Annotated in this window: 9 protein-coding genes and 1 pseudogene; 8 read left to right on the top strand and 2 right to left on the bottom strand. The window is 41.4% G+C overall.

Annotated elements, in window-relative coordinates; translation table 11 throughout:
* The first annotated feature begins 9 nt into the window (after positions 1–9).
* The 8 genes and pseudogenes from QI031_RS06575 (at position 10) to QI031_RS06610 (ending at position 9,747) form a co-directional block, all read left to right on the top strand.
* Positions 10–1,470 carry an MBL fold metallo-hydrolase gene (locus tag QI031_RS06575; protein WP_281484392.1) on the top strand — a complete coding sequence of 487 codons (1,461 nt, stop codon included), beginning with the start codon at positions 10–12 and terminating at the stop codon, positions 1,468–1,470.
* Positions 1,471–1,678: 208 nt separating this feature from the next.
* On the top strand, positions 1,679–2,029 hold the full coding sequence (locus QI031_RS06580; protein WP_281484393.1) for a Nif11-like leader peptide family natural product precursor: 351 nt from the start codon (positions 1,679–1,681) through the stop codon (positions 2,027–2,029).
* 55 nt (positions 2,030–2,084) lie between these two features.
* Positions 2,085–2,423, top strand: coding sequence for a Nif11-like leader peptide family natural product precursor (locus QI031_RS06585; RefSeq protein ID WP_281484394.1), 339 nt, complete (start codon positions 2,085–2,087; stop codon positions 2,421–2,423).
* Positions 2,424–2,639: 216 nt separating this feature from the next.
* Positions 2,640–5,921 carry a type 2 lanthipeptide synthetase LanM family protein gene (locus tag QI031_RS06590; RefSeq protein ID WP_281484395.1) on the top strand — a complete coding sequence of 1,094 codons (3,282 nt, stop codon included), beginning with the start codon at positions 2,640–2,642 and terminating at the stop codon, positions 5,919–5,921.
* A gap of 42 nt (positions 5,922–5,963) precedes the next feature.
* Positions 5,964–6,372, top strand: a pseudogene (locus tag QI031_RS06595) (four helix bundle protein).
* Between the two features lie 70 nt (positions 6,373–6,442).
* Complete coding sequence (locus QI031_RS06600; RefSeq protein ID WP_281484396.1) at positions 6,443–7,897, top strand: MBL fold metallo-hydrolase; 1,455 nt, start codon at positions 6,443–6,445, stop codon at positions 7,895–7,897.
* A gap of 9 nt (positions 7,898–7,906) precedes the next feature.
* Positions 7,907–8,593 carry a 2OG-Fe(II) oxygenase gene (locus QI031_RS06605; protein WP_281484397.1) on the top strand — a complete coding sequence of 229 codons (687 nt, stop codon included), beginning with the start codon at positions 7,907–7,909 and terminating at the stop codon, positions 8,591–8,593.
* Positions 8,594–8,637: 44 nt separating this feature from the next.
* On the top strand, positions 8,638–9,747 hold the full coding sequence (locus QI031_RS06610; RefSeq protein ID WP_281484398.1) for a hypothetical protein: 1,110 nt from the start codon (positions 8,638–8,640) through the stop codon (positions 9,745–9,747).
* Positions 9,748–10,090: 343 nt separating this feature from the next.
* Here the strand turns inward: QI031_RS06610 and QI031_RS06615 are convergent, their stop codons facing one another.
* The gene (locus tag QI031_RS06615; protein ID WP_281484399.1) at positions 10,091–11,068 is read right to left on the bottom strand and encodes a PRC-barrel domain-containing protein; all 978 of its coding nucleotides are present in this window, start codon (positions 11,066–11,068) and stop codon (positions 10,091–10,093) included.
* Between the two features lie 58 nt (positions 11,069–11,126).
* Entirely contained in the window at positions 11,127–14,750 is a 3,624-nt protein-coding gene (smc, locus tag QI031_RS06620) for a chromosome segregation protein SMC (protein ID WP_281484400.1), read from the bottom strand.
* Between the last annotated feature and the right edge of the window lie 95 nt (positions 14,751–14,845).

The following is a 14,845-nucleotide window of genomic DNA, read 5'->3' on the forward strand; positions in this document are numbered from 1 at the left end:
GAAAGACCAATGCAAATTGATATGATTGGCCATGCTACTCTCTTTGTCGAAACCAAAGACTGCAAAATTCTTATGGACCCCGTGCTATGGGACCCGTTTTGCGAAGGGTTGAACGAATCCTGTCCCAAACGGGAAGTCATGGCCGATAAATTATCTAACTTTGATTTTTTGGTGATTTCTCATCAACATCTTGATCATTTTGATATTCGTTCTTTAGCTTATTTGCCCAAAACAGTTGATGTTTTGATTCCACAAGATCGACTGATTGAAGATTGTTTACGTCACCTCGGATATTCTCATATTTATCCATTGGCTGACTTTACAAAAGTCCGGTCAGGATCGACTACATTAATGGCAACTCGTTCTGAGGTGCGAGTTCCGGAGTTTGGTATGGTGTTTGCCGATGATTCTGGGGTTTTTTGGAATACGGTCGATACATATTTTTCACCGGAAACCATTCAAAAAGTTCGGAAGTTTTTTCCAGAAATTGATTTTCTGCTGACAACTTGGCACATCAGCATGGAAGGAAAATTTCAATATAACCAGAGCATTTCATTTCCATTTGAATTATACAGTTATTTATTCTATCTTATTAGTTTAATTCAACCGCAAGCGATCGCTCCAGGCGCTCAGGGATTTAAATATATTGGCGAGTCTGCGTGGCAAAATCAAGTTGTCTTTCCCGTCACCCGCGAACGATTCTGTCATGACCTCAAAACAGCTTTTCCAGAATTGGCAGACAAAATATTTCCCATCGATCCGGGCGATATCTTGACCTTTGATGGCGGTAAATATGATTACATCAGGGGTAAATCTAATTATGCCCAAATGCTCGTAGATAATCGTGAATCTATTGACTTTAATCCTGTCGCGATCGCAAATACACTAATTGATTCTAATCCAGAGAATTATAGCTTAGAAGATATGAGACAAATCATTGAAGAAAAAATTTGTCTCGATTTACCTCAATTCATTATCGAAAATCGAAATTCTTTATTTACAGAACATTGTCAATGGCAAATTGTTTATCAAATAGAAATTACTTTTCCCGACGGTGTTAAAACATGGAATATCGATTTATCGGAAGCTGTGATTCAAACCAAACAAGGGCGAAATCCATTAGCTAATCTGTTTACTTATATTACAGCATCGACCTTGTATAGTCTGATTGATAAGAAACGCGATTGGGACTATTTGCTTTGTAGTGGAGACTATAGGACGTTTCACAAAATCTATTCTATTAGTAAAGAGAAAATTAATTTTGCAGAAACAGCTACTTTTGTCGATCCGATCCAGCTACAGTTTCCTTCTAGTTACGTTGCTAGTAATAACATTTATCGGGAACTAGCTAAATGGATGCCAGCTAATGAAAGTATATCTTTAACTGAAGACGAAGCTTCCATGATCTGCTTAGGTAACCTTTTAATTAAACGTAAAAATAGAAACAAAGATAAAGAAGAGACTATATAGTCGAGATCTTTTTTTCCCGTATACTTACTGATTTAGTCTCTATTAATAACGATGACTCTGTATATTTCTGGCAAATAAAAAATAAAATTGTGATTAATTAAGTATTAACACTGAACTTGTCTTTAGTTAAAATGTATAAAATAAGATTTACAATATACGCAGTAAAATTTGATTTTGCTGCGATCGCAATAGAAAAACTGGAGATTTTATGCCTACTACAGTTCAAGAATTTCTTAACCAGATTGCAGAAGATCCATCTCTGCAAGGCGAATTGGCTCAAGCTTTGGAATCAGAAAATGACCGCGAAGCTGTCACAGCAATGGCTCAGTCTAAGGGCTATGATTTTTCATCAGATGAACTTTGGGCTGAGATCCAAAAGCGTCAAGCAGAATTTAGCGCTAGAGAAGCGGCTGGAGAACTTTCTGACGCAGAACTAGAAGCGGTAGCTGGTGGTGTCACACCAACAATTGCCTCAATTGCTGTTGCTAGTGCAGCCGCTACTATCTTTGGTGTTAGTTATACCGTTGGTACTGGTGTTGGTTCCAAAATCAAGTGGTAATCATTGCTGGTGTAAATAAGTTGAATGCGAACAATCTTAAGGAAATTTGAATATTATGTCTAATCCAAAAGTTGAACAATTTCTCAATCAGATCGAAGCAGATCAATCTCTGCAAGGCGAATTGGCTCAAGCTTTGGAATCAGAAAACGATCGCGAAGCGGTAACAGCATTAGCTAAATCTAGAGGTTATGAGTTCTCATCAAATGAACTTTGGGCTGAAATCCAAAAGCGTCAAGCAGAATTTAGCGCTAAGGAAACAGCCGGAGAACTTTCGGATGAGGAATTAGAAGCAGTAGCGGGTGGTATGACACCTGCTGCCGCCGCACTCGTCACTGTTGTAACTGCTGCCGCTGGACTTGGTACTGGAATCGGTGTTTCTAAAATTAAGTGGTAAAGGCTACGGTGTAAGCACAAGTCGGAGTTTCTTTTTAGATCCGGGTTTTACCCCCCTTGATTCTCCCTTAGAAAGGGCAGGGTTAGGGTGGGGTAATACTAACGCTTAAGTTTTGCACGTCGAGAGCCAAATAAAATTGGCATTTCGACGATTTTTTATTTCCTAACAAATATTTAAAAAAAACTCTTTTTCGTTGTTTATTCCTCATACAATCCTATGCTTTTAGCTCATCCATTGACTGATACCCTAAAAGCGATCGCTATCAAAGCCAGTTCGCTATCGGAGTGTGTCAACGCTTTGTCTGCTCATCAGTTTCTTGACGACGATCTAATTGAAAACGACTCAGAAGAGATCGAAAGAAGACTAGATTTTTGGTGTCAGGTGGTTGCAAAAGGAAACTGGGAAAAGTTTCAACGGCGCTTGGCATGGGATGGATTAAGCAATGAAACAGTTCGTCTGCTTGTCAGTAAGTCCGACCGAATTGAATTAGATACTTTACCTGCTTGGACAGATACTCTCAAACAAGTCATTGAAGCGACACAAAAATTTCAATTTCAAGATTCTGCTAGATTTCAACGCTACATAGATCCTGAAAGTCCCCTACCATTTGAAGATTTTTATCTTCCATGTCTGCAAGTAGCTGAGAATTTACTGCAAAAACAGTTTAGCGATCGCAACAAAATTTTAGCAAGTCAAGTTCAAACTATTCTGGGACGCAAATTACTAGAATCTCTGCTAAAAATCTTCGCTCCCACTTTGATGCGCGAGTTTGCCCAATTTCGGACATCGGGAAATGCCTTACGAGATTTTCTGACTCTTGCGGTTCAAGGCTCTGCTAAACGCGATAAATATCAAGCATTTCTCGATACTCATTTACAGGATGGATTGCTCTGGTTATTTGAAAAATACAGCGTTCTAGGACGTTTGGTAGCAACTACCATCGACTTCTGGGTTGAGTCTACCTCGGAACTACTCGACCGACTGCTAACTGATTGGTCGGCAATTCAAGAGCATTTTTCCCCTGATCAATCCTTAAATCAAGTTGTAGACATTACCACAGGATTATCGGATAGACACAAACGGGGTCGTTCGGTAACTGTTCTTACCTTTGATACCGGACTGAAGCTGGTTTACAAACCCAAAGACTTGTCACTAGAAGTCGCGTTTAACAACCTATTGCAATGGTACAACCAACATCAACTAGAACTGACATTCAAATTTTCTCAAGTATTGAATCGTTCTACCCACGGTTGGGTGCAGTATGTGGAGTCTTTATCTTGTGATACAGAAGCAGCCGTCCGGCGATTTTATCAAAGATCGGGAATGTTAATGTGCCTAATTCACGTTCTAGAAGGAAAGGATTGTCACTACGAAAACCTGATAGCCAGTGGCGAACATCCAGTTTTAGTTGATATGGAAACTTTGTTGCACCCAGAAATTAAAACTCCAGAATCGGCTCAAATAGATGTTTCCACACAATTTACTCAAAAATTGGCAAACTCAGTATTGCGTACTGCCTTACTACCACAAAAGGAACTGTTAGTTGGCAACGATTTGTTGTCAATTGACATGAGTGGTTTGGGGAAACTAGACGAGCAAACTGTACCCAGTCTAGTTTGGAAGCACATCAACACCGATGGAATGACGATGGACTATGAAGCAGTCTGCTTTACCTCCAAAGCCAATGTACCAACTTTAGATCGAGTTCCTGTAGCACCAAAGCAATTCATTGACGAAATTGTCACTGGATTCGAGCAGATGTATCGCTGGTTGATACTCCATCGAGAAAAGCTTTTATCTCCAGACAGCCCCTTGATGTTGTTTGCCAATCGAGAGTGTCGTCTATTGTTTCGCAACACTAGAACTTATGATGTGATTTTAGCGAACTCATACCAACCAGATTTCATGGAAGTGGGCATTGCTCGCAGTGTGGGATTGGACGTACTAAGTCGAGGATTTCTCAAAGCCTCGGATAAACCTGACTTTTGGCCAATCTTGGAAGCAGAAAAGCAGGATATGGAACAGCTCGACATTCCCATGTTGACGGCTAATACTTCTGGTTTGCACCTGCATCTTGGTAATGGAACCATGATTGCCGATTTGTTTGACAAATCCAGTTTTGAGCGAGTACTCAAGCGCGTTCAATCTTTGGATGAAACAGACTTAATATTTCAAAGTCAGGTAATTAATCTTTCGCTTTGCTCAAGGTTTCTAGAAGAACCTGGACTGCATCAGGCTGATGTCTTGATTTCTCCTCATACAGTCGGAGATTGGATAACATCGGATGTTTTGCGAGATGAAGCTATTAATATTGCTCAGACGCTTCAGCAACAGGCAATTACAACATCTGAAAATAGCGTCGCTTGGCTCGGTATGGGATATAAACACAATAGCCAAAACTTTTATATCCAAAATGGGGAATTAAATTTGCATAACGGTTGTGTAGGAATTAGCTTATTTCTAGCAGCCTTAGCCCAAGTTACTGGCGATTCGCAATGGCGGGATTTAGCTTTGAGAAGCTTACATCCGCTACGTCAAATACTTCCAGAATTTACGAACGATACAAATCACAAATTAGTCAACCAGTTAGGAATCGGCGCAAGTGAAGGACTAGGATCGTTGATTTACGGACTTGTTCGCATCAGTCAGTTTCTTGACGAACCTTCACTCTTGGTAGAAGCGCAGCAAATTACAAAGCTAATTACCCCACAATTAATTGCAAATGATCGCATCTTTGATGTCATGGGGGGAACTGCTGGTACGATTCTGGGACTTTTAACTTTATGGGCAAATCAAGAGAATGCTACACCTGCTATTTTAGAATCGGCGATCGCTTGCGGACAGCATTTACTCGACCATCAAACCAAGTCTGAAGGCAAACCAAAAGCTTGGAAAACTTGGCGCGATCGCCAGCTTGTAGGTTTTTCTCAAGGTGCTGCTGGGATTGCTTATGCGCTGTTGAGATTGTTCGCCGTCACTGAAGATTCTCGCTGGCTGGAGGCAGCAACACAAGCCATCGCTTACGAACAAACACAGTTTTCTGCCGACGCTCAAAACTGGCCGGATCTGCGATCGCAGCTAGCTAAGTTTCAAGTGAATTGGGCAAATGGAGCGCCCGGTATTGCATTGGCCAGATTAGGAAGTCTATCGGTTTTAGATACAGAAATGATTCGTCAAGAAATTGCGATCGCTTTGGAAACAACGCAAAAGTCTCTAGTTTGGGGTGTTGATTCTCTGTGTTGGGGCAATTTTGGTCGAATCGAAACATTGTTGGTAGCTGCTCAAACGCTGAACCGTCCCGATTTACTGACTGCTGCTCATCAAGCTACAGCCGTTGTATTAGAAAATGCTCGAATACAAAGTAAATTTACCTTATTCGTTCGCGGTTTTCCTCAAGTGATGAATCCCGGTTTCTTTCACGGCTTATCTGGCATCGGCTACGAAGTTTTGAGATTAGCCTATCCTGACAAATTACCATCTGTTTTGCTTTGGCAATGAGCAGCAAAGAGGCAGGGGAGCAGGGAGCAGGGGGCAGGGGGAATGGAAAAGGAAGCAATTAAAAGTCATGAAGATTTGGAAGTATATAAAATGGCATTTGATGTAGCCATGAAAATTTTTGAATTATCTAAGAAGTTTCCTGTTGAAGAACGTTATTCTTTAACCGATCAGATTCGTAGATCATCCCGTTCTGTATGTGCTAATTTAGCTGTTCGCGGAGCGTTCCCGAAGGGTAGCTTGGAGAAAACGTCGTTATGAAGCAGCCTTTGTAGCTAAGTTGAATGACAGTGAAGCCGAAGCAGCAGAAACTCAAACTTGGCTGAAATTTGCTGTCAAATGTAGTTATTTAGACGTTGATACAGGCAGAGAACTTTATGCAGTTTACAACCAAGTTTTAGGCATTCTAGTAACTATAATCAACAATTCATCTCCTTGGCTCATAAAACGCTAATTTCTAATCCCCCTGCTCCCTGCCCCCTGCTCCCCTGCCCCCTGCCCCCTACCCCCTACCTAAACCAAGCATGGAACAAGTCATTTCTTTTACTAAAGGATCGCAACTTCAAGCATTAACTGCTAGTGAATATTTTGGTTATAGCATTCAGCCTTTTATTCAAGACATCTTGAATCAATTTGTTGAATGCGACAATCTCAAAATGTCCATTATTCAAGCAGCTAAAAATCATCCGCAAATAGCTGAAACTTTCTTTGACATTGATTCAAATAATGTCGTTGAAAGTTTTTCCCTCAAAGAACCTTTTCTATTTCCAGAGCAAAATCCAGTTTTATCTTTATCTTTTAATAACAAGCGTCTGTCTCCATTTTTATCCACTCATGCAACCCAGACGATTCAAAATCAGTTAGTCTTACCAGAAATTCATCATTTACTTTATTTATGCGGTCAAGCAAAATTTAACTACGAGCAAATTTGTCAACAGGTAAGCGATGAGATGGTAATCCTGTTAGATAAATTGCTGAAGTCGTGGATTGTCAGAGAACAACCCCAACCAAATAAAGGAGTTCCTCTAGAAACACCTGGGGTTTTTCGATTACAACATGCAGCATTACTCTATCGCACAAAAACAACGGGGATACTTGTTGACCCACAATTACACTCCAACTATGGTCTAACGAATCTCAAGCAAGATATTACTCGTGCCATGCTGGAGGGGTTTGTTGATGCCATTCTCATTTCTCACAGTCACTACGACCATTGGAACTTACCCACGCTGATGTTGTTTGCGCCAGAAATTCCAATTATCGTTCCTAAAGTGCCTCGTGGTTCGATGACTTGCGAAGATATGAAAGCCCGTCTCGAAGGTTTGGGATTTCAAAAAGTAATAGCAGTAGATTGGTATGCCGAGCCGATCGCGATCGGAGATATGGAAATTCATGTCTTGCCCTTTTATGGCGAGCAACCTTTAGTTCCAGAGTACAATCAACCTAAACATCCAGATTTACGAAACTGGGGTAATACTTATTTACTGCGTACACCTTATTACTCTTCTTGGTTTTTGATTGATGCTGGTGACGATCCGATGGGATCGATGAGAGATGTTGCAGAGTATGTCAAACAAAAATTTGGTGGAGTTGACCAAGTATTGAGCAATTTTTTATCCCTATCTTACAACTCAATCGGCACTGATCTGTCTGGATGGGGAGCAGATATCTTAGGTAATTTACTTAGTAACCCTCAAATTTTCTCTGTTACCAATAAAAAAGAAGGATTTCACCTCGCTACCTTGGGGGCTAAAGGTATTGCAGAAATCTGTGCGATTGTAGATGCCAAAGTTTGTTTACCTTATGCTCATAGCTGGGCAGAACTAGGACAATACACTAAAAGCGACGAACAGCTAATCGAAGATGCGATCGCCGAACTTGCAAAAGTAGGCTGTTCAACTCAAGTGATTCCTTGGAAAATTGGCGATGGATATATTGCTGATAGTAGTCCGGGATTAAACAACAGAATTTTGTATTAGTAAAATTTTATGGTTCAACCTCTATCTCAATCAAACCAACCGACAACCTTTAAAGAGTCGTTGATAGAACTAATGCAAGCGAAACAAAACGTTTCTACTGCTTGTTATGCTAAAAAATGCAATATTTTTCCATTGACATATCTAGACGAACTCAAGTCTGCTATTATGTCATCTCCATATTTAGCAGATAGTCAGTTGAGCGATCGCTTCAATAAAACTAGAGGCTTTTCTGTAGTCTTTAAGCGTTCTAGTATTCTGGAAGTTGTCAGACTATTTCCTTATTTTCAACTCTATTTAGAAACGGCATTAAAGTCAGCTTGTAATGCCTTTTATCTCAACTTTCTAATTATAGAAAGTGGCGGTTGTGTAGAAACCCATGTTGATTGTAGTCTTTCTGATTATGGGAAAGTGTGGACAATTCCCAATTTAGTCAGCGTTCTTTACATTCAAGTTCCAGAAGATTTACAAGGCGGAGAACTAATTTTAGAAAAAGGCGATCGCCGAGTTGCCCAAATCACTCCTCAAGTTAACACTCTGCTTTATTTTATTGGCAACTTATTTCATTCAGTCAATTCTGTGCAAAGTTCGCAACCACGGATCAGTTTAATTTGCGAACAATACACTTTAGCTCCAGAAAGGTTGCAATTAATTCCTGAATTTGAAATTCTATCAGGCGCAACGATGAAAAGTTCGTAGAATAATTTTCCATATTCGTTTTTTATTTATCTTATTTTCAAAATATGATTTGTACTCAAGAGCATTCACTCACAGAATATTTAACCTTAGTAAAGCCCTATGTATCTTCCCAACTGATTGATACAGAAAGTTGGGATAATATTGAGGCGATCGCTAATTTATTACCCAGTCAACTTACTAACTTTTTTGGTTTTGAATGTCGGTTGGGAACCGAAACCGCAAAAGCTGACTTTTTACTTTGTATCGGTGCAGCAGAAGTAGGTCAGAAAATATTGACGAGTCAAACCGCTTTCTCAGATGACTTGTTAAAAGAACCTGTGTGGAGACAAATTCGCAACTTTGCAAACTGTTGGCAGAGTCAGACTTCGCCCCTCTACTCTAATGTCGATAACATCTGGTTAGAGTTTGATGTTGATGGTCACTTAGATAGGTCTCCAATACCAAGCTGCTTTTTTGGTTCCCAGACCATTCATGCTTTATCATCTAATGTTTCTTATCCTCATAAATGGGTGACTCAAACAGCAATTCAATTATTGCGCGGTCATTCCCTGTTACCAATTGTTGAGAAACAACTTTTTAGATGCCTGGAAGCATTACCAACTCACGTCTATGTCTTTCAGGTTGGTTTAATGTTGGCTCGTCAGTCAGATATGGTAAGAATTTGCTTGCGTAGTATATCGCCAGCACAAATTATAGATTACCTCAGTTATATAGGTTGGTCAGGATCGATTGATGGTCTCAAAACTCTGTTGCAGGAACTCTCGATTTACGTAGAACGAATTGACCTGGATTTGGATATTGGTGAAGCTGGGGTAGCAGCCAAAATTGGTTTAGAGTGTTATTTGACTCTACAGCCCAAATACGAGCCTCGGTGGAGGGCTTTCTTAGATTATTTAGTTAAGGTCGGTTTATGCTTTCCTCAGAAACAAGAGGCACTCTTGACGTATCCCGGATATGTGCGTGAAAAAAATCATCAAAATTACTGGCCATCTCACTTGTTAAAGCTTTCTCAGTTTTTGGGTCAGAATCATGAAAACGTCTTTATGAGGGGATTACATCACATCAAAGTAGTCTATCAATCCGAGAGAACTATTGAAGCAAAAGCCTATTGTTGGGTAACACATTCTTTGCTCAGTAAACGGTCTGAATATTAGTCTTTAACATGAAAGGGAACAGGGAACGGTCAACAGGTGAAGCAGTGCGGTCTTGGTGAGGCTTTCCCCCATGAGTAATACCGTTTCACTTTAAAATTAATACAAATAGGCAGCAGAGGAGCAGGGGAAAGAATTAAAGACTAATCATCTGTTTCAAATATTTCGTGAAATGGTATAAGGTGCAGCCGACGCACCAGAAGAGGCATTAGTAAAAAAAAGTCTGAGCAGCAAAGTTGCTGCTCAGAACTTTAAAATATTAAGCTAAAAGGTGTTTGGGAATGTTGAGGTTTGATGTTGGGTTTCGCTTACGCTCAACCCAACCTACTCAGGGAAAATGGTAAACTTAGTATCCGCCTTCCTCTTCATATTCTGGCTGCCTTTCCTTGACTTTTTTAGGAATATTCACTGGTTGTGGCGGTGTATCTTCCCAAGCATCACTTTCTAGGTCATCATAATCGTCGTATTCATCAACGTAAGCCTTGGGTTCATACTTGGGCGGTTCTTGATACCTATCACTACCTGTAGCCTCGCTCCAGTTATCTTCCTCGTCTTCTTCGTATTGAATGGATTCGTACTGTCGCGCTCTCATTACCTCGCGCCGTGGTCTTTCTTCTTCCACATAGTCTTCAGTCCATTCTTCTTCCCGTGCTATGGGTTCGGGGGTACGAACTCTGGGTTGAGGTGGCTGTAATGGTACGCCACTGGGTAGTTGATTAGATGCTGGAGTGGTGCGAGGAGCGCTATAGCCAAATTCCTCTTCCATATCACGCTCCCAGGGGGCTTTACCAATACCCAAGCGTTCCAGTACACCAACAGTTAACTGATTGACTCTTTCTTCGGCTCCTTCAAACACAATCAACCGACTAGGGCCTGTGCTGACGATTTCATCCACCGAAAATTCGTAGGTACTGAGAAACTGGTCAGGAATTTGGGGTAATCCTAAAGAAGCGATCGCTATAGATTCTAGCTTACCTGTTTCGCCGTTAAATTTGAAGCCCCTGACTCTGCCTAGTACTTCACCTGTTTCTGTGATTACTTCCCAGTTAATCAGGTTACTGAGGGTGTCAACTTCAATATCTTCGATAACATCTTCATTATCAACCAGGATGACATCCCCGATTTGGTTGACGTTGTTGAGGTACATATAGCGTGGTAGACCAGAAATAGAGATCAGGCTGTCTCGTAAGCCAAGAGCCACAACCTCTCTTTGATCTATATCAACCCAAATTTGATTGACAATACCTAGCCGCTTACCGTTGTCACGGGTAATTACCTGGGTGTTTAATATGTCGGAACGCCTAATTATCTGTTCAGAGGTCATTCTATACCGAGTCCTGATCTCGAATCCGGTTTATCTATACACTATTATTAACAAAAACTCAAGCAGATGTATTCGAGGATTGTAACTTAATTCCCAAAACTTGGGTATAAGCTCCCCGTGCTTGAGTAACGCCAATTGTGCGTTCGGCTGATTCTATCATCGGACGACGCAAACTCACAACAATAAATTGAGCTTGTTGTGCCTGTTGTTTAATCATTTTAGCTAATCGCTCTACGTTTGCCCCGTCTAAAAACATATCGACTTCGTCAAAGGCATAAAATGGCGATGGGCGATAACGTTGCAAAGAAAAAATAAAACTCAAGGCTGTGAGGGATTTTTCTCCCCCAGACATGGAAGCTAAACGTTGTACAGGTTTACCTTTGGGATGAGCGACTAAATTTAAGCCGCTACTAAAAGGATCTTCAGGATTTTCGAGTTGCAGGTAGCCATCACCGTCGGAAAGGGTGGCAAAAATCGATTGAAAGTTTTCATTGACAGCATCAAAGGCTTCTTTAAAAGCAAGTTGTCGCAATGTAGTAAAGTTTTCAATCCGTAAAAGTAATTCGGTACGCTCTGCTTCTAATGTTTCCAGCTTTTGCGTTAATTCTTCGAGGCGGTTTTGGGTGCGTTCGTATTCTTCCAAGGCCAGCATATTTACGGGTTCCATCGCCTGCAAGCGTTTGGAAAGCGATCGCAATTCTTTTTGTAATTCTTCTAAATCTACTTGATCTGGCACTTCTGGCAGAGGATTGGGCAATTCTGCACCAACATCGCGCAGCTGATTTTGCAAAGCAATTAATTCATCTCGCCGCTTTTGTTGGCTTTCTTGAAGTTTTTCGATTTCCCATTCCAGTTGTTGTTGACGCAAAAGATGCGATCGCACTTCTTGTTCCATTGCATCGCGTTTATGTTTCTCTTCGCCCAGGCTTTGCTCCATTTGGCTCAAATTGGCGCGAGTTGCAGCAATTTGATTATTAAACGCCTCAACAGTATTCTTCAGTTCGCTGAGTTGATTTTGCTGCGTTTGTTGCTGCTGCTGATATTGAACAATTCGCGCATCGGCTTCTTGGATGCGTTCTTGCAACCGTTGCTGCTGATTTTCCAAATTTTTTAATCTTTGCTCGGCTTCCCGTAAAGCTGCTTCCCGCTGTTGTAATTGTTGCTCTTGGGTTTTAATTGTCCCTTGGATTTGTTGCCATTCACTAGGGGTTTGGGATGCTTCCAACTCTGCTAAAGCGTGTCGTAGTTGTTGTAATTGAGTTTCTTGTCCTGGTAATTCCTGTTCTAAAACTTGTAGACGAGATTGAGCCGTGGCAAACTTTTCGCTATTTTGCTCAAGTTGCGATCGCGTCCCTGATAACTGCGCTGTTAATCCCTTAATCTCTTTTTGTAACTGCTCCAACTGTAACTGCTGCTCTCGCCTGGCTTGGCGCGCTTCTGTGAGTTCTTGGGTGAATTTTTTTGTCTTGGCTGACAAAGAAGCGATCGCTTCCTGACATCGAGTTAAAATTCGCTCAATATCCACTAAGCGATTTCGCAAATTAATTACTTCATCTGATTCTGTCGCTTCGCCTCTGCCAAACCGCAATGCTGAACGCTGGTTACTGCTACCACCAGTCATTGCCCCGCTAGTTTCTAATAATTCCCCGTCTAAAGTGACAATGCGATACAGTCCTAAATTTTTACGCGCCGTTTCCAGATTGGCAAAAACTACCGTGTTGCCAAAAACGTAACTAAAAATATCTTTATAGCGGCGATCGCAATCAATTAAATTAACAGCATAGTTAACAAAGCCGTTGGCTAACCGCAGTGTTGCATCTTGAGTAAGTTTGTGAGCATGAATTTTATTCAGCGGTAAAAAAGTTGCTCTCCCAGCGCGTTTTTGTTTCAGTAGTGCAATACCCGCCGCCGCTATGCCGTCATCTTCCACCACAATATGTCCCAAGCGTCCACCAGCCGCAATTTCCAAAGCTAACTGATAGCGAGAATCCACCCGTCCTAACTGCACAACTAAACCACAAACACCAGGCATTGCCGATTGTAAAATGACTTTGCTGGCTTGGGTTCCCTGTACTTCTTGCTGTGCTTGCGCTTGCGCTTCTATTTTATCCAATTGCCGTTGTTTTTCTCGTTGCTCTTGCAATAAACGGTTTTGGGTTTCTTGTTGGATTTGCAGTTCTTGCTCTGTTGCAGCTAAATTTTGAGCTAAATCTTGGATAGGTTCACTAGAAGTATTAAACGCCGTTTCCAGGCGATCGCACTCAGCTTGTTTTTCTACTAATTCAGGTTCTAAAGTAGCAATTAATTGAGTTTGTTCGGTGATCAATTGCTGTAATTGATGATTGCGTTCTTGAAGTTGTGCTTGTTCTGTACGTTGTGGTTCTAGCGTTTGCAGCAAAGTTTCAATTTGGCGGTTAAAAGCTGTTTGTTGTTGTACCCAAGCTTCCGAAGCCGAGGCGATTTCTGCTGCTGCTTCCCGTGAAGCATCTAAAGCTTGCTGTGCTTCATTTCTTTGCTGCTGAGAGTAAACAATAGATTGCCCTTCCACAACCTGGGTTTGGGCAATTTCTACCAGAGAATTTTGATGTTGTTGAATTTCTTGCGCTTGTTGAGTTAGATGTTTGGCAGTTTCTTGAATAGCTGTAGTTAAGTCCGTTTGTTGACGCTGTAATTGTTTACGTTCCGCTTCTTGAGTAGCCAGAGTAGCTTGTACCGCCAAAACTTCCTCTTCTCCCAAAGCCTTCACATGAGCATTGAGTTCTTCAAGTTGTGCGGTTTTTTGAGCAATTTCTGTATTCAGATTTGTCAGTTGAGTCGTGAGTTCTGCAAAATTGCGATCGCCTGTTTGAATTTCATTGACTAACTTTTCTTGTTGTGCTTGGAGCGATCGCCATGATAAAACAGCTTCCCAAGATTGCTTATGTAAAAATTCCGTGCGGAGTTTTTGGTACTTCTCAGCTTTAGCACGATCTTGAGACAAGCGATCGCGTTGTGCAGTTAACTCAGTCTCAATAATCCGACAGCTATCTTCTTTGTCCTTTACCTCATCTAAAGTTTTCTTCGCTTGATTAATCTTGCGATCAAACGCTGCTACCCCTGCCAACTCATCAATAATTTCCCGCCGTTCCTTAGCATTCATCGAGATAATGCTAGTGACATCCCCTTGCAGCACAACATTGTAACCTTCAGGATAAATCCGCAGATTACTCAGTTCCTCGTGCAACTCTGTCAGCGTACAAGAAACCCCATTAATATAATAATTCGACGTATAACTTCCTTGATGAGTCACCCGCAGCCTTCTAGTCACACTCCATTCAGTCGGACGTTGACCATTTTCTGTTGATTGCTGTTCAGTTTGTGTCGATTCTTCGCCGCTACTGACAACTGACGACTGACAACTGACATCTGACAAATCCGACAAATCAAACGTCACCGTCACACTAGCCTCAATTGCCGCCCGTCCCTTAGCCGTTTGATTATTATTAACCAAATCCGGCAAGCGATCGGCCCGCATCCCCTTAGAACTGGAAAGTCCTAGACAAAACAGCAGCGCATCTAGAATATTAGATTTACCCGAACCATTAGGGCCAGAAATGACAGTAAACCCCGGTAGCAGAGGAACTGAGGTAGTACCACCGAAGGATTTGAAATTGGTAAGTTCCACACGCTTCACATGCACCATAGGCGCTGGTTCACTGGGCTAACGGCTAATGAAGAACAAGTGTATCAATTAATTAAAGATGTGCAATAGGGTAGGCAGAATTTAACAAACCACAC

The sequence above is a fragment of the Halotia branconii CENA392 genome (assembly GCF_029953635.1).
Classification (GTDB): domain Bacteria; phylum Cyanobacteriota; class Cyanobacteriia; order Cyanobacteriales; family Nostocaceae; genus Halotia; species Halotia branconii.